Annotated in this window: 27 protein-coding genes and 1 pseudogene; 14 read left to right on the top strand and 14 right to left on the bottom strand. The window is 67.5% G+C overall.

Annotated elements, in window-relative coordinates; all coding sequences use genetic code 11:
- Nucleotides 1–204 precede the first annotated feature (204 nt).
- Nucleotides 205–1,725, top strand: a complete 1,521-nt coding sequence (locus tag GM656_RS09615; RefSeq protein ID WP_162413450.1) for a glutamate--cysteine ligase family protein — start codon at nt 205–207, stop codon at nt 1,723–1,725.
- A gap of 96 nt (nt 1,726–1,821) precedes the next feature.
- A complete protein-coding gene (locus GM656_RS09610; protein WP_162413449.1) occupies nt 1,822–2,778 on the top strand; it encodes a hypothetical protein in 957 nt (318 codons plus the stop codon).
- 2 nt (nt 2,779–2,780) lie between these two features.
- On the opposite strand, the gene GM656_RS09605 is transcribed toward GM656_RS09610, so the two are convergent.
- The gene (locus tag GM656_RS09605) at nt 2,781–3,038 is read right to left on the bottom strand and encodes a DUF2457 domain-containing protein (RefSeq protein ID WP_162413448.1); all 258 of its coding nucleotides are present in this window, start codon (nt 3,036–3,038) and stop codon (nt 2,781–2,783) included.
- Nucleotides 3,039–3,134: 96 nt separating this feature from the next.
- On the opposite strand from GM656_RS09605, the gene GM656_RS09600 reads away from it, so the two are divergent.
- From GM656_RS09600 to thsA, 4 genes are all read left to right on the top strand, one after another.
- Nucleotides 3,135–3,668: a Rieske (2Fe-2S) protein gene (locus GM656_RS09600; RefSeq protein ID WP_162413447.1), complete on the top strand. Its 534-nt coding sequence runs from the start codon at nt 3,135–3,137 to the stop codon at nt 3,666–3,668.
- 68 nt (nt 3,669–3,736) lie between these two features.
- Entirely contained in the window at nt 3,737–4,711 is a 975-nt protein-coding gene (locus tag GM656_RS09595) for a DUF5784 family protein (protein WP_162413446.1), read from the top strand.
- Nucleotides 4,712–4,852: 141 nt separating this feature from the next.
- On the top strand, nt 4,853–5,848 hold the full coding sequence (locus GM656_RS09590; RefSeq protein ID WP_162413793.1) for an ATP-binding protein: 996 nt from the start codon (nt 4,853–4,855) through the stop codon (nt 5,846–5,848).
- 146 nt (nt 5,849–5,994) lie between these two features.
- Entirely contained in the window at nt 5,995–7,674 is a 1,680-nt protein-coding gene (thsA, locus tag GM656_RS09585; protein ID WP_162413792.1) for a thermosome subunit alpha, read from the top strand.
- A 334-nt stretch (nt 7,675–8,008) separates the two neighbouring features.
- Here thsA and GM656_RS09580 read toward each other — a convergent pair whose 3' ends face one another.
- The 5 genes from GM656_RS09580 to GM656_RS09560 are packed head-to-tail and all read right to left on the bottom strand — an operon-like array spanning nt 8,009 to nt 11,406.
- Nucleotides 8,009–8,467: a TIGR00725 family protein gene (locus tag GM656_RS09580; RefSeq protein ID WP_162413445.1), complete on the bottom strand. Its 459-nt coding sequence runs from the start codon at nt 8,465–8,467 to the stop codon at nt 8,009–8,011.
- 37 nt (nt 8,468–8,504) lie between these two features.
- Nucleotides 8,505–9,944, bottom strand: a complete 1,440-nt coding sequence (gene phaC / locus GM656_RS09575) for a poly(3-hydroxyalkanoate) polymerase subunit PhaC (RefSeq protein ID WP_162413444.1) — start codon at nt 9,942–9,944, stop codon at nt 8,505–8,507.
- Between the two features lie 3 nt (nt 9,945–9,947).
- Nucleotides 9,948–10,493, bottom strand: a complete 546-nt coding sequence (locus GM656_RS09570; RefSeq protein ID WP_162413443.1) for a poly(R)-hydroxyalkanoic acid synthase subunit PhaE — start codon at nt 10,491–10,493, stop codon at nt 9,948–9,950.
- A 48-nt stretch (nt 10,494–10,541) separates the two neighbouring features.
- A complete protein-coding gene (locus GM656_RS09565; protein WP_162413442.1) occupies nt 10,542–11,099 on the bottom strand; it encodes a hypothetical protein in 558 nt (185 codons plus the stop codon).
- Between the two features lie 7 nt (nt 11,100–11,106).
- Nucleotides 11,107–11,406, bottom strand: coding sequence for an AbrB/MazE/SpoVT family DNA-binding domain-containing protein (locus tag GM656_RS09560; RefSeq protein WP_162413441.1), 300 nt, complete (start codon nt 11,404–11,406; stop codon nt 11,107–11,109).
- Nucleotides 11,407–11,706: 300 nt separating this feature from the next.
- Between GM656_RS09560 and GM656_RS09555 the strand changes: the two genes are divergently transcribed.
- Nucleotides 11,707–12,252, top strand: coding sequence for a MaoC family dehydratase (locus GM656_RS09555; RefSeq protein ID WP_162413791.1), 546 nt, complete (start codon nt 11,707–11,709; stop codon nt 12,250–12,252).
- Between the two features lies 1 nt (nt 12,253).
- Here GM656_RS09555 and GM656_RS09550 read toward each other — a convergent pair whose 3' ends face one another.
- From GM656_RS09550 to GM656_RS09535, 4 genes are all read right to left on the bottom strand, one after another.
- Nucleotides 12,254–13,093, bottom strand: coding sequence for an alpha/beta fold hydrolase (locus GM656_RS09550; RefSeq protein ID WP_162413440.1), 840 nt, complete (start codon nt 13,091–13,093; stop codon nt 12,254–12,256).
- A 43-nt stretch (nt 13,094–13,136) separates the two neighbouring features.
- Nucleotides 13,137–14,447, bottom strand: a complete 1,311-nt coding sequence (locus GM656_RS09545) for an oxidoreductase (RefSeq protein WP_162413439.1) — start codon at nt 14,445–14,447, stop codon at nt 13,137–13,139.
- 108 nt (nt 14,448–14,555) lie between these two features.
- Nucleotides 14,556–15,098 (bottom strand): KEOPS complex subunit Cgi121, encoded by a 543-nt coding sequence (gene cgi121, locus GM656_RS09540; protein WP_162413438.1) that lies wholly within the window; start codon nt 15,096–15,098, stop codon nt 14,556–14,558.
- Nucleotides 15,098–17,527, bottom strand: a complete 2,430-nt coding sequence (locus tag GM656_RS09535; RefSeq protein ID WP_162413437.1) for an ATP-dependent DNA helicase — start codon at nt 17,525–17,527, stop codon at nt 15,098–15,100. Before GM656_RS09535 ends, cgi121 begins: the two co-directional genes overlap by 1 nt.
- Before the next feature lie 86 nt (nt 17,528–17,613).
- Here GM656_RS09535 and GM656_RS09530 point away from each other — a divergent pair, with 86 nt between their 5' ends.
- Together GM656_RS09530 and GM656_RS09525 are read left to right on the top strand one after the other, a co-directional pair.
- Entirely contained in the window at nt 17,614–18,933 is a 1,320-nt protein-coding gene (locus GM656_RS09530; RefSeq protein ID WP_162413436.1) for a response regulator, read from the top strand.
- A 116-nt stretch (nt 18,934–19,049) separates the two neighbouring features.
- The gene (locus tag GM656_RS09525) at nt 19,050–19,295 is read left to right on the top strand and encodes a ferredoxin (RefSeq protein ID WP_162413435.1); all 246 of its coding nucleotides are present in this window, start codon (nt 19,050–19,052) and stop codon (nt 19,293–19,295) included.
- Here GM656_RS09525 and GM656_RS09520 read toward each other — a convergent pair.
- On the bottom strand, nt 19,285–19,743 hold the full coding sequence (locus GM656_RS09520; RefSeq protein WP_162413434.1) for a MaoC/PaaZ C-terminal domain-containing protein: 459 nt from the start codon (nt 19,741–19,743) through the stop codon (nt 19,285–19,287). The genes GM656_RS09525 and GM656_RS09520 overlap by 11 nt on opposite strands.
- 83 nt (nt 19,744–19,826) lie before the next feature.
- Between GM656_RS09520 and GM656_RS09515 the strand changes: the two genes are divergently transcribed.
- Nucleotides 19,827–21,293 (top strand): MATE family efflux transporter, encoded by a 1,467-nt coding sequence (locus GM656_RS09515; protein ID WP_162413433.1) that lies wholly within the window; start codon nt 19,827–19,829, stop codon nt 21,291–21,293.
- Nucleotides 21,294–21,321: 28 nt separating this feature from the next.
- Here the strand turns inward: GM656_RS09515 and GM656_RS09510 are convergent, their stop codons facing one another.
- On the bottom strand, nt 21,322–21,708 hold the full coding sequence (locus tag GM656_RS09510) for a Rid family hydrolase (RefSeq protein WP_162413432.1): 387 nt from the start codon (nt 21,706–21,708) through the stop codon (nt 21,322–21,324).
- 71 nt (nt 21,709–21,779) lie between these two features.
- On the opposite strand from GM656_RS09510, the gene GM656_RS19660 reads away from it, so the two are divergent.
- Complete coding sequence (locus GM656_RS19660; RefSeq protein ID WP_424001508.1) at nt 21,780–21,875, top strand: hypothetical protein; 96 nt, start codon at nt 21,780–21,782, stop codon at nt 21,873–21,875.
- Nucleotides 21,876–22,661 (top strand): DUF7089 family protein, encoded by a 786-nt coding sequence (locus GM656_RS09505; protein WP_162413431.1) that lies wholly within the window; start codon nt 21,876–21,878, stop codon nt 22,659–22,661.
- A 28-nt stretch (nt 22,662–22,689) separates the two neighbouring features.
- Here the strand turns inward: GM656_RS09505 and GM656_RS09500 are convergent, their stop codons facing one another.
- Nucleotides 22,690–23,817 carry an ORC1-type DNA replication protein gene (locus GM656_RS09500; protein WP_162413430.1) on the bottom strand — a complete coding sequence of 376 codons (1,128 nt, stop codon included), beginning with the start codon at nt 23,815–23,817 and terminating at the stop codon, nt 22,690–22,692.
- A gap of 410 nt (nt 23,818–24,227) precedes the next feature.
- Here GM656_RS09500 and GM656_RS09495 point away from each other — a divergent pair, with 410 nt between their 5' ends.
- On the top strand, nt 24,228–24,389 hold the full coding sequence (locus GM656_RS09495) for a hypothetical protein (protein WP_162413429.1): 162 nt from the start codon (nt 24,228–24,230) through the stop codon (nt 24,387–24,389).
- Between the two features lie 62 nt (nt 24,390–24,451).
- Here the strand turns inward: GM656_RS09495 and GM656_RS09490 are convergent, their stop codons facing one another.
- Nucleotides 24,452–24,754, bottom strand: a complete 303-nt coding sequence (locus GM656_RS09490; RefSeq protein ID WP_162413428.1) for a winged helix-turn-helix domain-containing protein — start codon at nt 24,752–24,754, stop codon at nt 24,452–24,454.
- A 608-nt stretch (nt 24,755–25,362) separates the two neighbouring features.
- Between GM656_RS09490 and GM656_RS19605 the strand changes: the two are divergent.
- Nucleotides 25,363–25,455, top strand: a pseudogene (locus GM656_RS19605) (surface glycoprotein); the annotation flags it as partial.
- Nucleotides 25,456–25,525 lie beyond the last annotated feature (70 nt).

The raw sequence follows: 25,525 nt of genomic DNA, 5'->3' as shown, positions 1-25,525 counted from the left end.
GAGCTACTGTGAGTAGGTGATTACTGGGCGCTTGGCGACGTGGCGAGTGAGCGATGTCGGCGAGCTACTGTGAGTAGTAGATTACAGGGTGCTTGGCGACGTGGCGAGTGAGCGACGTCGGCGTGTGTGGGACGTTGACGGACGTTCAGTACCGCTCGTCCCCGCTGGGGCATGCTTAACACCGGGGAACGCAAAGCCGCGCGTATGTCGGCTTCGGAACTGGCCCGACGGGTGGCCGAGGCGCTGACCGTCGACGGCGAGGCGTTCAACGACCGGGCGCGCGAGGAGGCGGAGCTGCTCAAAGAGGAGGTGCGTGCCGGGACCTTCGACAACACGGAGGCCATCGTCGGGATGGAACTGGAGCTGTATGCGGTCGACGACCGGACCGACGCGCTCCAGCGCGTCCCCCGCCAGCTACTGGAACTCATCGGCTTCGAGAAGGAACTGGGCCTGCACAACGCGGAGATGCAGACCAGCCCCCAACCGCTGAACACTCACGGGCTGGCGGCCCAGCGCAACGAATTGAAGGCGTCGCTGAAGCCGGCCCAGCAGCGGGTGCGAAACGAGGGCATCCGCCTCGTCTCCGACGGGATGTGGACCGTCCCGCCGACCGGCGAGACGGCCCGAGAGTACCTCTGTGACGCCGTCGAGCAGGACGGCGTGCGCATCGGGACGAACATGTCCGATTCGGTCCGGTACCACACGATGGCCAACGACGACTACCCCTCGGCGTTCGAACTCGACGCTCCCCACGTCTCGCTGCAGGCCGAGACGGTGATGCCCGAGGCGCTCATCACGTCCATCCAGCCCCACTATCAGGTCCCCCACGCCCCGGACATGCCGGAGTACTTCAGCTACGCGCTCCGCATCGCCGCGCCGCTGTTGGCACTGGGTGTCAATTCGCCGTTCTTTCCGCCCGACCTCTACGACGACGCGCCGGACCCGGAGATCGTCGCCAGCGCGCACATGGAGAACCGAATCGGCGTCTTCGAGTCGGTCCTCAATCCGCCCGAGAGCGACCCGACGCCACCGAAGGTCTGCTTCCCGCCGGACTTCGAGACCGTGGAGGACGCCATCGACGACATCGTCGACGACGACACCATCGTCCCCATGGACCTGCAGGCCGGGACCCGCTTCGACGACGACTTCGTCCACCTCCGCCACAAGCACGGCTCGTACTGGCGGTGGGTCAGGCCGGTGTTCGAGGGGCCGACCCGCTCGGCGGCCAACGCCCGAATCGAGTTCCGCCCGCTGGCGGCCCAGCCGACCGTCGACGACGCCGTCGGCTTCGCGGCCGTCTTCGCCGGCCTGATGGAGAGCCTGCCGCGCCTGGAACACCCGATCCGGTCCCAGGACTGGGAGACCGCGAAGAAGAACTTCTACACCGCCGCGCGAAACGGCCTCCAGGCGAAGATCGAGTGGATCACGGCTGACGGCGCGACGACGACCAGCACCGACGAGATCTACGGCGAACTGTTCGAGCACGCGCGCGAGGGCCTCGAACAGCGCGGGCTCTCGACGGAGGAGGCCCACAGCTACATCCGGCCGCTGCGCGAGCGCGTCGACCGCCGGCTCACGCCCGCGCGGTGGAAACACGACTACGTCCGCCGCCGCGTCGAGGAGAACGTCCCGCTGGCCGAGGCCATCTGGGGGATGCAGGCCACCTACATCCGCCGGCAGGAGGAGAACCTGCTCGACGGGACCTTCGTCGACTGGTTCGAGTGAGCGAGCGATCGCGGCGCGGCCGACGGCCGCCTGTGAAACCGATTGTGTTTGACGCAGAGCACAGGGTTTTCGTCGTCAGCCCCGCTTGGCTCCGCTATGGTCCCCTCCGCCAGCCGCCGCCGGCTCCTCCAGACCGTCGGTGCGACCGCGGCCGCCGCGCTCGCGGGCTGTTCCGCGCTGGAGTCGCTCGACTCGGATGACTCCGGCGCCGAGTACACGCTCACCGTCGACTCGATCGACGCCTCCCCCGTTGAACACGCGCTGTACGAACCGAACGACGGTGCGCTGTTCGGCGACCCGGCGCGCGCGGCCCGATCGGCCATTCTCCCCGAGGGCCGCCACACGACCTACGGCTACGAGCCGCTCCCCGAGGACGCCTACCTCGAACACGACGGCCGATACTTCCAGACGAAGACCCTCGTCACCGGCCGAAGATCGGTCGAGCGGACGCTCGTCCGCGCGTCGCCGCTTCCGGACGGCGCGACCGTTCCCGACGACGCCATTCGGGTCGACGCGCTGGACCGCCCGAGCGCCCGCGTGGTGAAGATTCTCCACAGCGATATCCAGTCCGAGGGCCAGAGCGGGAGTGCCGACCTGCTCAGAAGCGGTGCGTACGTCCTCCGCCGACCCGCCGAACTGGAGAGTCGGCTGGCGACCGGCGACCTCGACGGCCGGGTCGTCGTGATGAAGGCCGGCGGCCCGTGGAACTATCGCATCGAGACGGTGGCGCGCTCGATTACAGAGACGGAGTACGCCACGCTGGCACTGGAAGTCGCGTCCTCGCGCGAGCAGTTTCGCGCGGTGGTCTTCGGTTCGCGGATCGACGCCGAACTCGCCCCGGCGACCCTCACGGACGGCGTGCGCTCGACGCTCGACCGCGCCATCGGCCGCGGGCAGTACACCGAGCGGACGCCGCTGTCGGACTCGTTCGACGCGCTGCTCGATCGTCTCGGACTCGCCGGCGTCGAGACTGCGGCGAACGGTCGGCTGCTGTGGTACGACGGGTCGCTGTATCGCCACGGGCTCTACGTCGACGACTCGCCGGCCGCGTAGCGTTACTCCTCGGCGTCTCCGTCGTCGGCGTGTTCTGCGTCTTCGTCCGCGTCGTCCTCGCCGCTCAGTTCGGTCTCGTCGTCATCGTCCGCCGACTCGCCGTCCTCGGCGAATTCGACCTCGGCTTCCAGTTCGATTTCGATGCCGTTGCCTTCCAGTTCCGCCTCGAACTCCGCCACGTCTTCGACTTCCGCTTCCAGTTCCGCCGTGTCGACTTCGACTTCGACCTCTACGTCGACGGAGACATCGTCTCGGTCCATACGTCAAGTCAGGACGGCTGACATATTTCCGTTGTGCAAGCGGCACTCGCGTGTCGTTTCGACACGGCTATGTGACTGACCCGTCGACCGGAGGGCATGAGCGACCCCGTGGACGTGACCGTCGATACCGACGACGAGTCGGCGTCCGTCCGAGTGCACGACGACGATGGCGAGGTCGAAGCGGGCGACGCGACGGTTCGATTCAGTTTCTCTGCCGGCAGCTCAGGCGACGACGCCGACGGCGAGGGGGACCCAGGCGGTGCCGAGGACGCGGATCCGCGCTGTATCGCCGCCCTCGACGCTGTTCCCTCCGACAGCACGCTCGTCTTCGAGGCCCGCGACGGCCGGCGGGGCGTCGAGTGCATCCTCCACCGCGCGGGCGACGCCGTCGTCGCCTGGAAGAACTCCTGTCCGCACGAACCGGATGTCCCGCTCGACAGGGGCCGCGGCGCGACCGTCCGCGGCGACCGGCTGGTGTGTCACAAGCACGGCGCGCAGTTCGAGCGCGAGGACGGGGTCTGCACGCACGGTCCCTGCGCCGGCGACGTGCTCGACGGGGTCGCCGTTTCGGTCCGCGACGGCGACGTGTACCTCACCGACGAGCGGTTCGAGCGGGCCGAGCGGCGCTGAGGCGCGGATTCTCTCGGTCGCGCTCCACCAGCGGAACGCACAAGGCGGCTGACCGACTACGGTGACCCGTGGCTGGTCCCTTACGCATACGGAAATCGAACGAGCGCTGGAGCGAGGACCGGGTCCGCAGCGACCTGCTGTCCCCCCTCCGAGACTCGTTCGGCGCGGAACTGAACGGTCCCTGGTTCGCCCCGCCGGCGGGGTGGGCCGCGCGGCGGCTGGAGATGGACAACGGCGACATCGCGCTGTTCTGCTGGAACGGGCAGCGGGCCTACTGGGTCGGAAACACCGAGACGCCCGAGCCGCTGTGGCGGACGAATAAAGTGACGTTCGACGAAGCGCCCGACGACATCAGCGAATGGGTCGAGCGCGAACTGCTCGCCCAGCTCGACGTGGAGGACGGCTGGCTCACCGACTACGAGCACCTCGCGCACTTCTTCCTCCCCGTCTTCCTCTCGAAGGACGGTCGGGACTCCACGCGGACGTTCTTCCGGGACCACGCCGGCGGCTTCCCCGACGCCGACAGAGAGGCGGGCCTGGCGTTCTACGATGACTTCCTCGCGACCGGCGCGCTGGACGACTACCGCTACACGATGGCGAGCAAGCTCGGGACCAGTCAGGGGTTCGACCTCTCGCGGATGCGGGCCACGATGGGCGAGTTCAACGTCGCGAAACTGCTGCTGGACGCCGGTAACGACATCGAACCGGAGGTCGAACTGGACTCGGGTCACTCCGTCGACTTCCGCGTCGAGGACACGCTGGTCGAGGTCACCCGACCCCGTCCGCCGTCGCGGCGACAGGTCGACACCGCCGTCGGCGCGGTGAAGGTCTCCGGCGACGCCAAGACGCGCGACCAGCTTGCGGCCCACCCAGGGGCCGTCCTCGTCGTCGACTGCAGCTCGTTCCGCGACGACGAGTGGGACCGCGTCGCGGGCGAAGCGCCGGACGTGGGCTACTCGCCCACCGTCGTCTTCCGCGTCCGACCGGACGGGACCGCCGAGGGCTTCTCCCACGGCTCCGTCCCGTTCCCGCTGCCCTTCTGAGGCGTCTCGAACGCCGGCGCTCGTCGGCGCGACGGGCGTAACATATAACGCGACAGACCGGCAACGCTGAGAGAGATAGCCGTGGTGGACGACACAGAACGGGCGAACTCGGGCGAAACGGGCCAGTCGGTATCCGAGGTGATGGACCGGCTCGAAGCGCTCCGGTCGGCGGAGGAGGAGCGCGCCGAGAGCGCGTCCGCTGGCGTGTTGCTGGATCAGCTTCAGGAAGTCGAACAGCGGCTCCTCGCCTTCGGGGAGGCCCTCGGCGGCACGGCCGACACCGTGACCGACCTGCCCTTCACCGAGGAGGCGGGGCTGGACCACATGCCCGAGCCGCTGTACGTCCGCCACGACACGGAGATGCTGAACCAGGTCACCTCCTGGCTCCTCCAGGACCAGCATATCGGGCTGGTCAGCCCCTACGGGACGGGCAAGACGGCGTTCCGCGAAATCGTCCTGCGTGACCTCTCGAAACACGAGGGGTTCGTCATCACGCACCTCGACAACCCCCGAGAGACGACGCCGCGGAAACTGTACCAGACGGTGCTGACGGCGGGCTACGCGGCGGGGTACTCTATCGACCAGCGCAACTACTCGCAGGTCCGCGACGGCATCCCCTGGGCCACGGCGGAGGCGAAAGACGCCGTCCACGAGATGGTCAGACGGGTCCGAGACGACGGCAAGACGCTGCTGCTGGTCGTCGACGAGATCGAGGTGCTCGAAGCGGACCTGCTGTCGCCGCTGCAGGTGGCCGGTGACGCCGGCGTCCGCCTCTTTCTCACCGGGACGCCCGAGGGGAAACGCCGGGTCGCGGAGATCCGCGGGACCCTCGACTCGCGGTTGCGCTACTACGAGAACATCGATCCGTTCTCTCCCGACGACGTCGCGGAGTACGTCGCGCGCTCGCTGGCGTACTTCCGGGACGAGCCATACGAGGGCCAGGCCCCGGACCTCTTTACTCGGGCCGCGATCGAGGACGTTCACGAGCGGACCGAGGGCAATCCCCGAGAGGTCCGCATCGAGTGTCGCGAACTGTTCACGCGGGCGGCGTTCGTCTGGTACCGGACGGGCCAGGACGTCTCGCGCATTCAGATCACCCCCGAACTCCGCCACCGTCGCTTCGGAATGGGCCGCTGAGCGCCCCTCGAACGGTATATAAACCATGCACGTCACTGCCTGTCACACCGTCGCGTGTGGGTCGCAGTGGCGAGATATATCGGCCGCCACAACAAGCTTTATATAGAATCACATTCAATCATCGTCTGACTATGGCTCAACAGCAGATGGGCAACCAGCCCATGATCGTACTTTCCGAGGAGTCCCAGCGGACATCCGGGAAAGACGCGCAGTCGATGAACATCACGGCCGGGACGGCCGTCGCCGAGGCCGTTCGGACGACGCTCGGCCCGAAGGGTATGGACAAGATGCTCGTCGACAACTCAGGGTCCGTCGTCGTCACGAACGACGGCGTCACCATCCTCGACGAGATGGACATCGAGCACCCCGCGGCCAACATGATCGTCGAGGTCGCCCAGACCCAGGAAGACGAGGTCGGCGACGGCACGACGACGGCGGTCGTCATGGCCGGCGAACTCCTCTCGAAGGCCGAGGAACTCCTCGACCAGGACATCCACGCCAGCATCCTGGCCCAGGGGTACCGCCAGGCCGCCGAGAAGGCCAAGGAGATCCTCGACGAGAACGCCATCGACGTCGACGCCGACGACACCGAGACCCTCGAGAAGGTCGCCGCCACCGCGATGACCGGCAAGGGCGCGGAGTCCTCGAAGGACGTCCTCTCGGAGCTCGTCGTTCGCGCCGTCCAGTCCGTCGCCGACGGCAACACCGTCGACACGGACAACATCCAGATCGAGACCGTCGTCGGCGGCGCCACGGACGAGTCCGAACTCGTCGAGGGCGTCATCGTCGACAAGGAGCGCGTCCACGACAACATGCCGTTCGCCGTCGAGGACGCCGACATCGCCCTGCTGGACACCGCCATCGAGGTCCCGGAGACCGAACTCGACACCGAGGTCAACGTCACGGACCCCGACCAGCTCCAGCAGTTCCTCGACCAGGAAGAGGCCCAGCTCAAGGAGTACGTCGACAAGCTCGCCGAGGCCGGCGCTGACGTCGTCTTCTGCCAGAAGGGCATCGACGACATGGCCCAGCACTACCTCGCCCAGGAGGGCATCCTGGCGGTCCGCCGCGCCAAGAAGTCCGACATCGAGGCGCTCTCGCGCTCGACCGGCGCGCGCATCATCTCCAACATCGACGACATCGAGGCCGACGACCTCGGCTTCGCCGGCTCCGTCGCCCAGAAGGACATCGCCGGCGACGAGCGCATCTTCGTCGAGGACGTCGAGGACGCGAAGGCCGTCACGATGATCCTCCGCGGCGGCACCGAACACGTCGTCGACGAAGTCGAGCGCGCCATCGAGGACTCGCTCGGCGTCGTCGCCGCCACGCTGGAGGACGGCAAGGTCCTGCCCGGCGGCGGTGCCCCCGAGACCCAGCTCGCCCTCGGTCTGCGCGACCACGCCGACTCCGTCGGCGGGCGCGAGCAGCTCGCCGTCGAGGCCTTCGCCGACGCCATCGACGTCATCCCGCGCACGCTCGCAGAGAACGCGGGCCACGACCCGATCGACTCGCTGGTCGATCTCCGTAGCAAGCACGACGGCGGTGCCGTCACCTCCGGCCTCGACGCCTACTCCGGCGAGGTCGTCGACATGGAAGAGGACGGCGTCGTCGAACCCCTCCGCGTCAAGACGCAGGCCATCGAATCCGCCACCGAGGCGGCCGTGATGATTCTGCGCATCGACGACGTCATCGCCGCTGGCGACCTGAAGGGCGGCCAGGGCGACGACGACGAGGACGAAGGCGGACCCGGCGGCCCCGGCGGCGCGCCCGGCGGCATGGGCGGCGGCATGGGCGGCATGGGCGGCGGCATGGGCGGCATGATGTAGGAGAATCGAGGTAACGAGATTCTCCGAACAGGCGAACGGGCGTAGCCCGTGAGCCTTCTCACTTTTTGCACTTCACTCGCGCCGCTTCGCGGCGCTCGTTCAGGCAAAAACGTGGGGAAAAATCGCAGCTCGTTCCTGTCGCGCGCCTCCGGCGCGCGGTAGTCACTCGCTGCGGTTGAACCGACGCGCTTCGCGCGCCGGATGCTCGCCCTACTCGTCGATTCGAGCGACAATCACTGCAGTTCTCTCTTTTCTGTCTTCGACCCGAATCAGTCACAACGCCGTGTCGGTAGCGCCCTCTGTACGAGCGTCAGCCGACCATAAAAAGCGCAGACTACTGCACGGCCGACTCGACGTACGCGACGGCGTCGGCAGGGGTCTCGACGTGTTCGATTCGCTCGCCCGTCTCGCCGGCGATCCGGTGGGTGCCGAGGCCGGCGACGGGCCGTCCCTCGTTGAGGGCGTGGCCGAGTTCCGAGAGCGTGCCGGAACCGCCGTCGACGGCGACGACGGCGGCGCCGTTCATGACGACGAGGACGTTCCGGGCGCTGCCCAGTCCGGTGGCGATCGCCGTCTCGACGTGGTCGTTCGCGGCGGCCCGGCGCTCGCCGGGGAGGATGCCGATGGTGTGGCCGCCGGCCTCGCTCGCGCCGGCGCAGACGGCTTCCATGACGCCGGTCAGGCCGCCGCAGACGACGGTGTGGCCGCGCTCGGCGAGTCGGCGACCCACCTCGCGTGCCTGTCGGTACTGTTCGTCGGTGACGCTCGACCCGCCGATGACGGAGACGCGCATGTCTCCGGTTCGGTGGGGTGGAGAAAAACGGTCGCGGTTACAGCTGGTCGAGCCAGTCCTGCGCGCGGGACTCGCTGGTCTGTGCGAGGTCGGCCAGCTCTGCGGCGTCGCGGTCGGCGAGGTCGTCGACGGTCTCGACGCCGGCCTCGCGCAGGCGGTCCGCGTAGGTCGGGCCGATGCCGTCGACGGTCTCGACGCCGGCCGCGTCGCCGGTGTCACCGGTCGCGTCGACGTCGACGTCGGTCTCGTCGCTTCCGTCGCTTTCGTCGACGGCGTCCGAGATCTCCGCCTGTTCGGAGCCCATCCCACCGTCGTCCGATTCGGAGTCTGGCGACTCGACCTCGATGTCGACCTCGCCGCGCTCGTTGCGCTCCTTGTACCAGTCGGCGACCTCGGGCCAGAGGTCGGCGTGGGTCGACGAGGACACCGAGAGGCCGATGTGGCCCGTCGAGAACTCGATGGTCCGCGTGTCCTCGCTCGCGATCACGTCGTTGAACGGCTTCGAGGCCTCCGGCGGTATGAGGTGGTCGTACTCGCCCATGAGCTGGAGGACGGGCATGTCGATCTCGTTCAGGTCGACGCGCTTGCCGTTCAGCTCCAGCTCGTTCTTGTAGAGCTTGTTGTCCTGATAGACGTCTTCGAGGAACTGGACGTAGGCCTCGCCGGCCACGTCGATGCCGTCGCCGAGCCACCTCTCCATTCGTCCGAAGTTCTCGACGAAGCCCTCGTTCTCCAGGTTCTCCGCGAGGCGGATGTACTTCGAGACGTAGTTCTCGACGGGGTCCATCAGCGCGAAGCCGATGTCGAGCATGTCCGCGGGGACGTTTCCGTAGGTGTCGGTCACGTCGCTCGGCTCGTAGTACTCGTCGGAGCCCCACTCTTCGAGGACGCCGCCGGTGTGATCGAAGCAGAGTCCGGCGGCCATCAGTCCCAGCGCGTTGACCTTCTCGGGGTGGAGCGCGGTGTACATGACCGACATGGTGCCGCCCATGCAGTACCCGAGGACGTTGATAGCGTCCTGGCCGGAGCGCTCGCGGACCACGTCGACGCAGTTGTCCATGTAGCGGTTGACGTAGTCGTCGAGCGTGAGGTGCTGGTCCAGCCGCGAGGGCTCGTTCCAGTCGATGAGGTACACGTCGTGGCCCGCTTCGAGCAGGCGGCGCACGACGGAGCGCTCCTCCTGGAGGTCGAGGATGTACGGCCGGTTGATGAGCGCGTAGACGATGAGGATTGGGACCGCCTCCTTGTCCTCCTCGGCGACCTCGATGCCGGCGGCCTCGGCGTCGTAGTGCAGCAGCTCCAGCTTGTTCTCCTCGTAGACGACCTCGCTCGGCGTCTGGCCGACCTCGACGGACTCGATGAGTTCGAGGCGCTCGTCGGCTACCTGCGCGGTCTCGGTGGCCTCGGTCATCGCCTCCAGCGTGTTCGACTGCCAGTTGAGGGCGGCGGCGAAGGGGTTGAATGGGTTACTGGACATGGCTTACTCTTCCAGCTGTTCCAGGATGCGGTCGAGCTTCTGTTCGACCGCGTGCTGGCGGCGCTCCAGTTCGATGAGGCGCTCGCCGACCTCGGTCACGTCGTCGCGCGTGGGGAAACCGAGCTGTGCGAGCGTGTCCTGGCTCATGTCGTCGGCCTCCTGTTGCATCTCCATCATCGACTCGACGAGCTGGCCGTTGGCCGCCGCGAACGCCGACGTACCCATGACGTGCTTGAACGCCTCGTTGGCGGACTGGAGCCAGATGTCACGGAACTCGGCGGGGTCGACGTCCTCGCCCTGAGCGGCGTCGGTCGAGCGCTCGACCATCCGCTCGGCGGCGTCGATCCACTCCTCGTAGGCGCGGTTGTAGCCGTCCATGCCCTCCGCGAGTTCGTCCTCCTCGGGAATCGTGTCCTCGACCGCGTCGGCCCAGGACTCGACGAAGGCTGCCTGTGCCTTCATGTTCTGCTCCATCGAGTCGGCGACCGCGTCGTTCATCTCCGCTACCATCTCCGTCCATTCTTCCTGTATCTCGTTTGTGTTGCTCATGATAGTAGTTCGGCGCTGGGCGCACAAAAAAGGCGGCGTGTCTCGACGTTACGCTTCGACGTCGACGGCGTCGGCGGCTTCGGCCTGGACCTCTTCGACCTGGGCCTGGATCTCCTCGACCTGCTCCTGGACCTCTTCGAGCTGCTCGCCGAACTGCTCGGCGGCCTCGACGGACTGGGTCTCGAGTTCCTCGTGAGCCTCGACGAGCATGTCGATCTGCTCGTTGACGGCGGCGAGGTACTCCTCGGTCATCTCGTCGTAGGTGTCGGCGGTCTCGGCGAGCTCCGACTCGACGTTGTCGAACGCTTCGGCGTGGTTCTCGAGCAGGAAGTCGTACTGCTCGTCGACCGTCTCGCGGATCTGCTCGACGGTGCTGGAGACGCCGGGGACGGTCGTCGCCAGCGCGTCGAGGTAGCTGTGCAGCGCGGTCTGCTGCAGTTCGACGCCGCGACGCTGGGCCGACTCCTGCGTGTCGAGGCTGTCGATGACCGCGCTGTTGACGTTCTTCTGGAAGGAGACGCTCTGTTCGAGCGCCTTCTGGCTCTGCTCGATCGTGGTACGCTGCATCTCGAACGCTGTCGTGACGGGGGTGGTGTAGTCTACCATTGGTGGGTTACTCCGTGTTGTTGTTAGTGACCGGGAGGACGACGGCTTGGACGATGTCGCCTTCGTCGATGCCCAGGGCTTCGCGCTCCGCGTCGGGGATGCTGATTCGACCGCCGCTCTGCACGCGGGTCTTGAACGTCGCCATCTGACTCATGGCGCCGAGCTGATTCATATCGAAGCTCGGCATGCCACCGCTGGCGAACATCTGTTTCATCAGCTGTTGCTGCTGTTCCATCGCGTTCTCGCTCGCCTGTTGCATCCCCTTGAACATCGGGGGCCACATCAGGCCATCATCCTCGTCGGCCATCGGTCACTTCCATCTACTCCCTTCGACGACATAAATCTTCCGCAGAATACCATCTGTTACCATCCAATACCATCAGATGGTCTTATCGCCTGAGCAGCGCTGAACGGGCTGTTCCGTCCTGTAGCGTCGATAACTGGATATCCAAACGCGCGTCTGACGCCCGTTAGACGGTGTTTACCGCACGTAGAGGCGAAACCAACACCAAGGTTTAATACTCGGACCAAGTAACTACTACAGTAGATGAGTTCTGAATCGCACCGGAATCCGCTGTTAGACACATGGACTGAGACATCGTCCCACATGTTCAACAGCGTCGTGGCCGCTAACCGGGCGGCGTTCGCTGCGTTCGGGGTACAGCAGGACGACGAAAACGGTCTCACACCGGCAGAGCGGATCGAGCCGAACGAGGACTTGCCGGAGTGGCACGTCTCGATCTCCGCCGACCACCCCGGTCAGATGGGGGTCGGCGACCACGTCGACTTCACGAAGACGATCTCGGAGAACGACGTCCAGCAGTTCGCCGCCGCAAGCGGCGACACGAACCCGCTCCACCTCGACGACGAGTTCGCCGAGCAGACGCGCTTCCGCGGGCGCATCGCCCACGGGACGCTCGTCGGGAGCCTCATTAGCGCGGCGCTCGCCCGACTCCCGGGCCTGACCATCTATCTCTCGCAGGATCTGGAGTTCCACAACCCCGTCCGCATCGGCGACCGCCTCACCGCGGAGTGCGAGATCGTCGAAGACCTCGGCGACAGCCAGTACCGACTGACTACGCGCGTGCTCTGTGAAGACGAAGTGGTCATCGACGGCGAAGCGGTCGTCCTCATCGACGACCTGCCCGAGTAACTCAGCAGAACGCCCGAACCGCCCGGTTGAACCGCTCTGGCTGTTCCCGGGGCGGACAGTGGCCGCAGTTCTCGAAGATCTCCAGCCGACTGTTCGACACCGCTCCAGCTGCCTGCTCGGACCAGTGCCGGGGCAGGAGCGGGTCCGCGTCCCCGTGGACCAGCATCGTCGGTACGTCGAGTTCGTCCAGCCGATCCGAGTAGTCCGTCCGAAACCCCCGACACTGGAACTCGCTGCGCTGCCAGCGCCGCATCGCGCGGACCGTCTGGTAGTCGACGGCGTCGTCGACGTCGTCGACCAGTTGCTGTGGCGGCTCGCCGGGCCCCATGCTTCGAAGCCCGGTCCTGATCGCCGGCCGCGACGTGCTCACGCCCTGCCAGAGCATGTTTCCGAGGATCGGCGTCTGCAACACGCTGCTGGCCATCGTCCGCCAGTAGGCGTCGGCCCCGAGCCCGTAGCTGTCGACCAGCACGAGGCGCTCGACCGGGCCGCCGTCCAGCGCGTGGCCGAGCGCGAGCGCGCCGCCCATCGACAGGCCGGCCAGCGCCGGATTCTCGATCTCGACGGCGTCGAGGAACGCGGACACGGTCTCTAGATAGTACGCCGTCGTGTACTCGCGGTCGGGCTTGTCGCTGTCACCGTGACCCGGCAGGTCCGGCGCGTACACCGTCCGTTCGTCGGCGAGGGCGGGCAGCGCGTGTCGCCAGGAGACGGTCGCGGCGTCCAGGCCGATGCCGTGGAGAAAGACGAGCGGCGGCCCCTCGCCGCCGGTCCGGTAGTGAACGTCGGTGTCCTCGCCGTCGACGGATAACTCGACGTGCTCGGACGAAATTCCAGTCATCGCCCTCCGCTCGGGCCCCGACGGTGATGAGTCTTTCCGCGGCTCAGTCCGGGCGGTCGTACGCGCCGTCCTGTCGGAGCCGCGCCTGTTCGCGGACGACCGACGGCGTCCGACAGCGCCCCGGTTCGCCGGTCACCTGCGGGACGGTGCAGTTGTTACAGCTCGCACACAGCGCGTCGTGGCCGTCCAGCAGCCGCGCGCCGAGCCGCGGTTCGGCGTAGAACGGCCGCGCCATCCCGACCGCGTCCGCCGCCGGTTCCGTCCCCGGCCCCGCCGCTCCGAGATACCGGTCGCAGTCCTCGCGCGTGCGAAGCCCGCCCTCCAGCAGGACGGGCACGTCGACGCGCTCGCGGACCGCGCGGCAGAACGCGGCGTTCCACCCCGGATCGCGGTCGAACCGACGCGCCTGTATCCGATTCAGTAGCTCCACCGCCCGCGCACGCACGCGACTCCCGAACACTGCGGCGTAGTCCTCTTGCAGGTCGCTGGCCGCCCAGGCGCGTTCGGGGAAGGCCCCGCGCACGATGCTCATGTCCCAGAACGTCGACACCTCGACCGGGACGAGGCCGTCGTAGCCGATCTCCGCCGCCCGCTCGGCGATGGCGACCCCGTCCTCGCGAGCGAGATGCCTTCGAACGAAGCTGGGTGCAGCGGTTTCAGCGGGGACTTTCGTCACCAGCGGCACGTCACCCGCGTGGTCGCGCACGGCGTCGTGGACGGCTTCGAGGAACCGGACGCCGTCGCCGAACACGTCGTCCCGGCGGTTGTAGAACGGCGAGAGGAACTGCTGGATCAGGCTCATGTTCGCCGCCGAGAGGTGGATACCGTCGTAGCCGGCGTCGACGGCGTAGCCGGCACAGCGGCCGAACTGCTCGGCGAGGTCCCACACTTCCTCCGTCGAGAGCACGTCCGGCTGCAGCGAGACGAGGCCGGCCCGGTCGAGCGCCCGGAGCTGCCAGGGCGGGCGACTGACCGCCAGCTGTCGCTGGTCGGGATGGCGTCGGCGGTACTCGGCGTGCCACGTCGCCATGCTCCTGAGGCCGCCGTGGGCCAACTGGAGGAAAATCCGGCCGCCGTGGTCGTGAACCGCGCCGGTGAGCCGAGAGAGTCGCGAGACGAACGCCGGGTCGTGGACTCGCGTCATGTTCGGCGCGGCGCAGCCGCCGCGCTCGCTGACGACGCTCGCGCCCTGGAACAGCAGTCCGACGCCCGAAGCCGCCGTCGGCTCCAGTTCGTCGATCAGCGTCTCGACGGCCCCCTCGCCGTTGCCGGCACACTCAAGCACCGGTGCGCGGTACAGCCGGTTCGGCACCTCGACGCCGCCGATGTCGAGCGGCGCGTCGAGTGTCGTCACCGTCGCTCGCGCGCGTCTGCAGCCACGTCAGTACGCGAACGCTTCGCCGGTGCGATCTGTTGTGGATCCATGCGCACCAGTACCATAGCGACGGCCAAAACGCTACCGTCACTTCTCGACCGGCAGGAGCGCGACGCGCTCGCGGACGGCGTCGGCGAGGCCGCCGGCCGTCGCGTCGAGTTCCGCGTCGGTCACGTCGAAGAAGGCGCGAACGCGCTCGTCGTCGTACTCGCCCAGCGTCGACCCGGGAGCGAGCAGATCGCGGACCGCGGCGGCCGCGGCCGTGGTCGCGTCGTCGTTCTCGCCTCCACCACTGATTTTTCCTACGTGCGAATTTGAATCGTCGCCGCCGACGATGGCAACGACGACGGGGCACTCGCCCTCGCTCACGCCCATCTCCAGCGCGCGGTTGATCTGGCGGCGACCGGCCGCGTACAGCAGGATCTCGACGCCGAAGTTCTCGGCGATGGCGTCGTCGCGGGCGTGTGCCCGGGTTGCGAGGTCGACCGCGAGTTCGAGGTGCGCACGGTCGACGACGTAGCGGGCGTCGAAGGCCTGCACAGTGACGCCGTGGCGCTCGCCGACCGCGCCGAGGGATTCCACGAACGCGCCCACGTCGTCGATCTCGGCCACGCCCTCGACGACCCGCATCAGAAATCACCCAGGCTGGACTGGTCCTCGGCGGTGTCGCTCTCGTCGCTCCCGCCGCGGTCGTTCCCGTCCTCCACGTCGACGGACACGTCGGGCGCTGGCTCGACGCCCTCCATCGAGGGGTTTCGGTGACCCGCGTTCTCCAGGACGTTCTCGGCCGTCTTCCTGCGGTCTCGGAGCGCGGCCAGCACGACCGACTTCTCGGCGTCCCGGAGCGCCGCGCGGTCGTCGATGCCGGCCTCGAACAGCCGCCGGGCACGCTTGCGGCCGACGCCGCGGACGCCGGCGAGGTCGACCAGCTCCTCGCGGACGCCGTGTTCGACGCGGATGCGCGCCTCGCTGACGGCCCGCGCGGCGTCGAGGCCGACCTCGCTCGCCAGCGACTCCGCCGCCCCGAGCAGCCACTGGGCCGTCTCGACCTTCCCGCGGATGTCGCCGGGGCCGACGCCGTAGCGGTCCGTGATGGTCGACTCGTCGACCTCCGTCGCCCAGTCTTCGAGCAGCCGAGCGGTCTTCAGCGCCGAGAGCCAGTCCTCGAAGCGACCCTCCTCGTACTCTGAGGGCGTCGGCCCGAGCAGTTCCGCTTCGCGCTCGAACAGTTCCATCTCGTAGTCTTCGCGCTCGCCCGACCGGAGGTACAGCTGGTACATGTCCGGCGTGCGCGAGACGAGGTGATAGAGGCCGAGCGCCGAGATGTCGTCCGGGTCGGCGTCGGCCGCCGCCTGCGCTTCCTCGGCCAAATCGCTCGCCGTCGTGAAGCCGCTCTCGGCGGGCGTCGTCGGCTCGTCGCCGTCGGCCGCCTCTCCGTCCGTCGCCGCCCGTCCGCCGCGTCGCTCCCAGTCCCGGAGGCCGTCGACGATCTCGGCGGCGCTCATCGGGTCGAGGTACAGCCGCGAGACGGTGTGGCCCAGCGACGTGGCGTCGAGTTCGCCGGCCTCGATTTCGAGGAATCCGTTCCGCTGCAAGTACGTCAGCACGTCGTCGACGACGCGCTCCAGCCGCCCGCTCTCGTCGGTCTGGCTCGCGTACAGCGTCTGTTCGAGGAACTCCAGCAGCCCCGATCGCGAGCGGGCGAAGCCCGAGGCGACGGTCGCGAGGATGTGCGTCCGCAGCGCCGGTTCGGCGGCGAGCTTCGACCGAACCGGCTCGGGGTCGGCCCAGACGTAGCGCTCGAACAGTTCGTCGACCTCGTCGTGGCTGTTCGCGATGAGGACCGCCTCGCCGTAGGGGTCCATCCCCGGCCGGCCAGCCCGCCCCATCATCTGGTGGACCTCCAGCACCGACAGCGGGGCCATCCCGCCGGCCGAGCCGTCGTAGCGCCGCCAGTCGCGGACGACGACGCGCCGCGATGGGGTGTTGACGCCGGCGGCGAGCGTCGGCGTCGCGCAGACGACCTTCACCAGCCGGTCGCGGAAGGCGTCCTCGACCAGTTCGCGGTGGCCCCGCGAGAGCCCGGCGTGGTGGAACGCGGCCCCGTCGGCGACGGCGTCGGCGAGGTCGTCGCTGGTCTCCGTGTCGCTCACGTCGCGGATCTCCTCGGCGACCTCGGCCAGCCGCTCGCGCTCCGCGCCGGTGAGGTGCGGGCGGACGGTGCTCGCGAGCCGCCCGGCGGCCGCTTCGGCGTTGCGCCGGGAGTTGACGAACACGAGCGTCGACCCTCCCTCCTCGACGACGGTCCCGTCCTCGTCGACCTCGTCCGTGAGCGTGTCGCGGACGATGGCCGCGGTCGGCTTCTCGTTGTTGCGGACCGAGAGGCGCTGCTGGCTCCCGTCCTCCAGGTGGAGCGCCTGCCCGTAGTGGACTCCCTTCTGGAGCTCGATGGGGCGCCAGTCCGAGTCGACGAGTTCGGCGTCGAGCCAGGTCGCCAGCGCCTCGGCGTTGCCGATGGTCGCCGACAGCGCGACGGTCTGTAAGTCGGGGTTGAGCCGCCGGAGCTTCGCCAGCGTCACCTCCAGCGTCGGCCCGCGCTGGCCGTCGTCGACGAGGTGGACCTCGTCGGTGACGACGCAGGTGAGGTCCTCGATCCACGGCGCGTCGTTGCGCACGAGCGAGTCGACCTTCTCGCTGGTCGCGACGACGATGTCCTTGTCGGCGAGCCAGCCGCCCTCCGACTCGTAGTTGCCGGTCGAGACCCCCACGTCGAGGCCGTACTGTTCGAACTCCTCGAAGTCAGACTGCTTCTCGCTGGCCAGCGCCCGCAGCGGCACGATGTAGAGGGCTTTGCCGCCGCGAGCGACCGACGACAGCATCGCGAGCTCGGCGATCAACGTCTTCCCGCTGGCGGTCGGAATGGCGGCGACGAGGTTCTCGCCCTCGGTGACGCCCGCCTCGACGGCCTCGGCCTGCGGGGGGTACAGCGCTTCGATGCCGTCCGCACGCAGGTGGTCGGGCAGCCAGTCGGGCACGCCTGACAGGTCCGCGACGTCCATTACCCCTCCGTTCGGTCCTGGCCCGATTTAAACTGTCGCACTGAAACGGCCGCAACCGATATGGCGCTATACGTGGATGTTCGATCATGGGGATTGGGTCCGAACGGCGAGTGAAACTAACCGGCTCGGCCGACGGACGGAGCGAGCCGGTGCGGGTGTTACTGGTCGACGACCAGCCCGACGTGGCCGAGACGACGGCCCTGCACCTGGAGCGCCGTCACGACGCGTTCGAGGTAACGGTCGCGACTAGCGGACCGGCGGCGCTCGAACAGCTCGCCGCCTCGACCGTCGACTGCATCGTCAGCGACTACGAGATGCCGTCGATGGACGGACTGGCGCTGCTCCGTGAGGTATCGACCCACCACGGCGATCTCCCGTTCATCCTCTTCACCGGCAAGGGAAGCGAGGAGATCGCGAGCGAGGCGATCTCGACCGGGGTCACCGATTACCTCCAGAAGCAGACGACCGCGGACCAGTACGACGTGCTGGCGAACCGCATCGAGAACGCGGTCGCCCGGCGGCGCTCCGAGCGCGCCCACGCGGAGACGGAGCTCCGCTACCGAAACCTCGTCGATACGTCCCCCGACGCGATACTGGTCCACCGGAACGGGGAGGTCCTGTACGCAAACCGGACGCTCTGTGACTTCGCCGGCATCGACGACATCTCGGCCGTCTACGAGGTCGACCCGCTGTCGTACGTCCATCCCGACGACCGCGAGCGCGTCCGGGAGCGACTGCTGTCGCGTCCGAAGGCGGGCGACGAACTCGGCTGGATCGACTGGCGCCTCCGGCGGCCCGACGGCGAGAGCCGCTACGTGGAGAGCCGCGGCGCACCGATCGCGTTCGCCGGCCGGCCCGCCACGCAGGTCGTCATCCGCGACGTGACCGCCCACCGGGAACACGAGCGGCGACTGGAGGCGCTCAACGCGGCGACGCGGGACCTCTTTCTCGCGGAGTCCCGGGAAGCCGTCGCGTCGCGAGCGCTCGCCGTCGTCGAGGAGACCTTAGGCGAGTCCATCGCCAGCGTCTGGGCGTACGACCCGTCGACGGAGTCGCTGGTCACCATCGCCGCGACCGACGACGCGCTCGACTTGATCGCGGCCGATACGGGCATCGACATCGACCCCGACGCGGCGTTCGACACGATCCGGGAGATGGCGTTCCCGTCGGACTCCCTGGAGATGCGCGTGTTTCGAGAGGGCGAAGCGCGCGTCTTCGAGGACTACGGCGACCGCGACGACGCCGTCGTCGAGAGCATCCGGTCCGCCTTTCTCTTCCCGCTCGAATCCCACGGCATGCTCGGCGTCGCCTCGACCGAGGGGACGGCCTTCGACGGCTGGGATCGCGACCTTCTGGCCGTCCTGTGTCGGTCCGTCGTCGCCGCGCTCGACCGACTGTACGAGTGATCCGGGAGCCGTGCCCGTGTACCGCGACGACTGCCCGACTGCGGGCGCTCGGTGCGGGACCCACGGACGGTCGTCCGCATGCCAAGGCCTTTGGCCGCGACCGGCCAACGGCCGGTATGCGAGTCGAGTACGACTACGACACCTGCATCGGGATGTTCCAGTGTGTCGCCGAGTGGGACGCCTTCGAGCGCGACGAGGACGCCGGCAAGGCCGTCCTGGCCGACAGCGAAGAGCGTGAGGACGACGTGTTCGTCCGCGAGGTCCCCGACGGCGCGGAACTGGACGCGAAGTTCGCCGCCCGGGCCTGTCCGGTCGACGCCATCGCCGTCTACGACGACGACGGCGACCAGCTCATTCCCTGATAATTCCTTCGACGGTCGCTTCCAGGACGACCTCGGCGGCGGCTGAATCGTCGAAATCGGCCTCCGCGTTCGCGTCTCCGCTACCGTCTCCGACCGCTGACTCGGCGGGCTGACCGACCCGACGGATCGTCACGTCGCCGACGACGCTCGCTCCGCCGTCGTGTCGCGGTTCGGCCGCCGTGATCTCCATCTCGCAGACGACCGTCTCGCCGGTGTAGACGGGTCGGCGGAACCGGAACTCCATCTGCGAGGCCAGCACTTCGAGGTCGCCGCCGATGCTCGTCAGCAGTGACGCCGTGAGCAGCCCCTGGACCATCCGGCGGCCCCCCTCGTCCGGTTCGGTGTGGCGGGCCTGGTCGTCGCCGGTGACCGCGGCGAACCGGTCCACGTCCGCGGGGGTGAAGGTGCGCGTCTCGGTGAAGGTGTCGCCGGCCTCGACGGGAAGCATATGCGGCCTGTCACCGCACACCGAGAAAAGTCCACGGGACGACCCCGAAACCCACAGGGGGCTGGGACCCGGAGCGGCTACCGATGTCGGACAGTGGTCCGGTACGCCGCCTCCTGAACGCCGTCCCCGCCGCGCTCGCGAGCGTCGGCCTCGTCGACCGCGAGAAGGCGACCGCCGCGACCGACCTCGCCGCGCCGGTGATGGTCACTGGCGGCCTGCGCGTCCTCCTGCGCCTCGCCGACTTCCTGATGGTCGGCCTGGCGCTGGGCGACGCCGCCATCGCCGGCCTCGAACTGGGCTTTCAGTACTACTTCCTCGGATTCGGGCTCTCGCTCGCGGTCTCCTCGGGGACGATCAGCGTCGTCTCACGGCTCCAGGGGGCCGGCGAACCCGACCGCGCGGACCTCGCCGTCAAGCAGTCGCTGTGGCTCGCCCTCCTCGTCTCCGCGCCGCTGACGGCCGTCTCCTGGCAGTACCCCGAACTGCTGGTCGGCCTGCTCACCGACGACGCCGAGACGGTCCGCCTCGGCGGGACGTACCTCGCCATCGTCATGCTGTCGCTCGCGCCGCGGTTCTGGAGCATGGTCGCCTCGCGCGCGCTCGCCGGGAGCGCGGACACGAAGACGCCGATGTACGTCCGCCTGCTCACGCTCCCCACGAACGTCGCGCTCAACGCCGTCCTCATCTTCGGCCTCGGGCCGTTCCCGGAACTGGGAATCGCCGGCGCGGCGTGGGGCACCGCCGTCGCGAACACGCTCGCGGCCGCCATCTTCCTCGCCCTGCTCCTGTCCGGCCGGTACGTCGTCACGCTCTCTCTCGGCGGCCCGCAGTTCGACGCCGGCCTCGTCCGCGAGATCGTCCGCGTCACCCTGCCGCTGACCGGGATGCGCCTGCTCCAGACGTTCGCCCGCTTCCCGTTCCTGTTCGTCCTCGGCACGCTCGGGACGCCGACGGTCGCGGCCTACGCCATCGGCCGCCGGGTCATGCTGCTCGCGCTGATGCCGGCGTGGGGCTACGCCACGGCGGCGTCGACGCTGGTCGGCCAGTCGCTCGGGGCCGGCGACGACGGCGAGGCGACCGCCTACGGCTGGCAGACGCTCCGGGTGGCGCTGGCCGTCCAGCTCGTCGCGGCGGTGGTGCTCGTCGCCTTCGCCCGCCCCATCGTCTCTCTGTTCGGGACCGCCTACCCCGACCTGGCGGCGCAGTTCGTCCGCGTCTTCGGCCTGCTCGTCGCCGGCTTCTCGATCTCGCGGACGATGCGCGGGAGCCTGCGCGGAGCCGGCGACACGCGCTGGCCGCTCTACGGCACGTTCGTCGGCGGCTACTGCTACCGGCTCCCCGTGGCCGCGCTCGCCCTGCCCCCGACGGTCGTCGTGACAATTCCGCTGGTGGGACTCTCGTTCTCGCCCGGGCTCGGCCTCGGTCTCCCGGCCGTCTTCGCGGCGCTCGTCGGCGACTTCTACCTGAAGGCGGCGGTCAACACCGGCCGCTTCTGGTCCGGTCGCTGGCGAACCGTCGCGCGCCGGGGCGTGGGTGCGGCCGACGACTAGCCGGGGGCGGCGGTCCGCCGCCGCCCGCTCACTCGACCCGCGCGACCGCCTCGACTTCCACGACGGCCTCGGGCGCGGCCAGCCCGCTCACCTCGACCATCGTCGCGACGGGTCGCACGTCGGCGAAGAACTCGCTGTGGGCCTCTCCGACCCGGGCCTGCTCGTCGATGTCGGTGACGTACATGCGCGTCTGGACCACGTCCGCGATCGCCGCGTCGAGGTCGGCGAGCGCGTCGGCCACGATGCCGAAGGCGTGTTTGGTCTGCTCGTAGGCGTCGCCGGGTGCGACGACGGCCCCGTCGTCGTCCGTGGCGATGGTTCCGGCGACGCGGACGGTGTCGCCCGCCCGGATCGCGCGCGAGTAGCCGACGTGTTCCTCCCACTCGGTGCCGGTCGAGACGCGGGAACGGTCCATACGTCGACGCCTCGCGGCGAGCGCAAAGGCGTTTCTCAAGATTTAACACCTGCCCCGAGATACTCTCTCACATGAGCACGGCCACGAAAATCGTTCTCGGGACCATCGGCGCGTCTGCACTGCTCTCGATCGCTATCGTCCTCAACCTCGTCATGTTCTCGGCGTAGATGTTCTCCGAGCGCCGGCTGACCGACGAGTGCTCGGCGGTACGGGACGCCTACGCCCCCGACGCGCTCGTCCTGAACTGCGACCGCGACTTCGAGACGCTCGACCCGGCGGTCGCCGAGGAACTCCTGCTCGTGACCGACAGCGTCGATCCGATCTCCTACGACGGCGACTGGCTGCCGCCGTCGGCTCCCGAACTACTCGGGCGCTACGTCGGTGGCGACCTCACGATCGGGATGCCGGGCGACGGCGGCGTCGCGTGGACCCGCCAGACCTCGCCGCCCTGCGTGTTCGTCAAGCCGCGCCTGGAGACCTCGCCGGACCCGTTCGTCGCCTTCCTCGTCGCCGAGGCGCTCGTCGAGGTCAGCCTCGACGAACCGGAGCACTTCCTGGGCTTCTTCGGCGAGCGCTACCGCGACCTCGTCGGCGCCACCGACGCCCGTCTCGACCCGACCGACCAGTACCAGCTCGCGGCGGCGCTGTACGACGCCTACCTCGGCCTCCGGACCCGCCGCGAGTTCGCGGACTGGGCCGACGACTACCCCGACCTCCACGCGGCGTGGGCCGACACCGGCGAGCGGCTGACGCCCCGGCTCGACGACCTGCCGACCGAGATGGCACAGGGCCGGACGGCGTTCGCCGCGGCCGCAGAACTCGCCTGTAGCGGGGTCAAACACGGCCTCGACCTGCCCGCGCCGTTCGCCGCGCTCGACACCGACGCCTACCTGCAGTACGGGGCCGACTACGCCGTCCAGTGGGCCGAGACGACCTTCGAGAAGATGGAGTGACTCCGCGGATGCGTTTTGATACGCTGTATTACAGCCGCTCCAGCACCGCGTCGGCGTCGTAGTTGAGCGTCAGTTCGCGCGAGCGGCCCCGCCCCTCGACGTTGGTGTAGTCGGCGTCGATGATGTCCAGCTGGTCGAGCTTGTTGATTATCTCGGAGTAGCGCGTGTAGCCGAGGTCGGTCTGCTCGGTGAACGCCTCGTAGATGTCGCCGGCGCGCTGGCCGTCGTGGTCGGCGATGACCTCGACCAGCGACGCCTCGGACTCCGAGAGCTCCCGCAGCCGGCGCGAGAGGTGGACGTATTTCGACTTGTCGTAGGCCGCCTCCACGTCCTCCGGTTCGACCGAGCGGGAGGCGCGCATCTCGGCGTTCATGCCGGCCCGCCGCAGGAGGTCGATGCCGACGCGGAGGTCGCCGCCCTGCTCCGCGGTCAGTTCGGCCACGCGGTCCAGCACCGTCGGACCGACGACGCCCTCGTTGAAGCCCCGGTCGACCCGCTCGTCGAGGATGTCGACGATCTCGGCCTGCCCGTACTTGTTGAAGTACACCTCTTCGGGGCGAAACACCGACTGGACGCGCGTGTCGAGCGCCTCGATCACGTCGAGGTCGAGGTCCGAGGAGACGCAGATGACGCCGATCTTCGCACCCGAGTGGGCCTCGTGGGCGCGCAGCAGCGAGTACAGCGTGTCGCTGGCCTCGTTCTCGTAGAACAGGTAGTTCACGTCGTCCAGCGCGACGACCAGCACCTCGTCCTCCTCGACCAGCTTGTCCGTGATCTGGGAGAACAGCTTCTTGAAGGAGATGCCCGAGGCCGGCGGCTCGTACTCGAAGATCTCGGCGAACAGCCGCGAGAAGACGGCGTAGCGCGTCGAGTCCATCTGGCAGTTCACCCGCACGGCCTTGACCTCGGTCTGTGCGGTCAGCTCGTCGAACATGATCTGCGTGGCCGTCGTCTTGCCCGTCCCCGGCGGCCCGCGGGCGATGACGTTGAGCGGGCGCGAGCCGCGGACGGCCGGCCGCAGCGCGTACTTCAGCGTCTCCATCTGCGTGTCCCGGTGTTTGAACGTCTCCGGGAGCCAGTCGATCTCGAAGACGTGTTCGTCCCGAAAGACGGACTCGTCCCAGCCGAGCATCCGGTCCTCGGGATCGTCGCTCATCACTTTCACCGAGCTTCGCAGCGCACTTAACCATTTGCCACACGCTGTCGACATGAATTTCAGTGATCGACAACCACGCGCTCTTCGCTCGTCGAACTGAGGCGGGTAGTCGCGCGACGCTCGGAGCCACCCTCTCGCCCGAATCCGAAAATCAAAATTGATTACAATAGGAATAAAGTTCTTTATATGTTATAATTCAGTATCAATTTAGGCCTGTATTGACAAGTACTATATGAGATAAACAGTAGAACATGCATAACATGGGGCCTGTGTGTGAACAGGGGAAGCAAGAGGAACAATCCGAACGGTTTGATACTCACTCGTCTACCAACGAATTATTTTGGGTGATTTCCAAATCACTCACCTCCGCGTCGAATTCGTGTAACGATTCTGTAGCACAAGTAAATCTGATGCAGTACCGAAAGGGAAACGACGACGGCGACCTGTTCGGCGACGTCGACGAACACGACTTCGCTACCGTTCAGGCGTCGCTGGAGCGGTCGGTCGAAGACCTCGAATTGGCGCTTGCGGCGCTTGAGGAATTACAGCGTCGAAACACAGACCAGAACTGACGGCGTCATCCGGCGTTCCCGCGAGCGGACCGCGGTGGTTCTCCGAGCATGCCCGTCGGCGATTATTCGCCCGGGTGCTCCTCTCGCACCTTCGAGTCGAGGAACGCTTCGAAATCGGTCTCTTCGTCCGCGTATGTGGACTGGTTCTCGGCCGCGATCTTGCCTTTTGCCGTGATCTCGTAGAGGCCGCTGTTCGGTGCTGGGCCGACCGTCTCGACGAGTCCGTAGTCCTTGAGAACGGGCAGTCGCGTGTTGATGTACGCTCTGTCTCTGTCTAACTCGTGAGCGATGTTTACGGCGTTGTTCCGCTTCCCATCTGAAAGAGACGAAAGAATCTCGAAATCGGTTGGTGTGACCAGTTTCATTGGTTCCTCACTCTTAATCTTACAAATTAAACGTACCGGAACCATATATTTCGTTATGGGTTCTTTAAGTATATACTACCACTATATGATAGGGAGATTTTCGTTCAGCAGCCACTCCGTCGCTGGCAACGAGACAGCGACCGATGCGCGCATCGCGTAGTTTCGGAGGTATCGCTTTCGGCGGCGGTTTCCACGCACTCGCGGGTGGAAGGAGACGGTTCCGAGGGCCGCGGGAGTGGCACACCCGCCTTGTGACGTGCTACGACGTGACGCGTGCTCGGTGCACGACGACTGTCACGCTGTTTCGGCCCTGCCTTCGACCGGTCCGGTCTGACTGCTGCGAGGCGATACGGAACTAATTACCGCTGTTTACGCACGTTGGCCGTACTTTTCTCACTTCTTTCATAGAATTAAACCGCCCGACGGCGAGATCGCCCGGCGATTAGTGACCACAACTGTTAAGATAGTTGTGATATATGCCTCCACTATGTACCGTTAGTAGATACCTACCCTACTGGAATAGGGTGACTACCGGACCAATACGAGGGCGGGGAATCGCTCGCTAACCGATCTCGACCACGACAACACAGAGACACACGACACAATCTATGACAGGAACCGCAGAGAAGTTGCGCGCGCTCTTCCTCGCGGCGCTGATGGTCGTCTCCGTTTTCGGGGCGACTGTTGCGTTCACGGGAGCAGCCGCGGCTACAGCGGCTAACCTGACTGTCGATAAGAATCCGGCGCAGTCGTCGAATTCTGTCACAGTCA

It is taken from the genome of Haloarcula salina (genome assembly GCF_010119195.1).
Taxonomy (GTDB): domain Archaea; phylum Halobacteriota; class Halobacteria; order Halobacteriales; family Haloarculaceae; genus Haloarcula; species Haloarcula salina.
Note: the sequence above shows the minus strand (reverse complement) of the source record. Positions and strands in the feature narration are given on the sequence as shown.